Origin of the sequence: Ensifer sp. LC163, from assembly GCF_001695855.1 — a bacterium.
Taxonomy (GTDB): domain Bacteria; phylum Pseudomonadota; class Alphaproteobacteria; order Rhizobiales; family Rhizobiaceae; genus Ensifer.
In genome coordinates this window covers 1-389 of the sequence record NZ_MBSS01000061.1, presented here as the reverse complement: position 1 = coordinate 389, position 389 = coordinate 1, and the positions used below count along the sequence as shown (strand labels likewise).

Genomic DNA, 389 nt, shown 5'->3' with positions numbered 1-389 from the left:
GCTGCGGTCGAGACGATCGCGGCGGCCGCCAATCCGGGCCTGTCGAGCTTCGTTGCCGACGCGCTGTCGTCGTCGGACCGTCCGGAACTGACCTCGGCCAAGATCATCATCTCCGGCGGTCGGGCGCTCGGCTCGTCGGAAAAATTCCAGGAAGTGATCCTGCCGGTTGCCGACAAGCTCGGGGCCGCCGTCGGTGCCTCGCGCGCCGCCGTCGATGCCGGCTACGCGCCGAACGACTGGCAGGTCGGCCAGACCGGCAAGGTGGTCGCCCCCGATCTCTACATCGCCTGCGGCATCTCCGGGGCGATCCAGCATCTGGCCGGCATGAAGGATTCGAAGGTCATCGTCGCCATCAACAAGGACGAGGAGGCGCCGATCTTCCAGGTCGC

Annotated in this window: 1 protein-coding gene; it reads left to right on the top strand. The window is 67.6% G+C overall.

What is annotated here, in order from left to right:
• The coding region (locus tag BC360_RS27540) for an electron transfer flavoprotein subunit alpha/FixB family protein (protein ID WP_139110232.1) at positions 1–389 on the top strand (389 nt) is incomplete at both ends.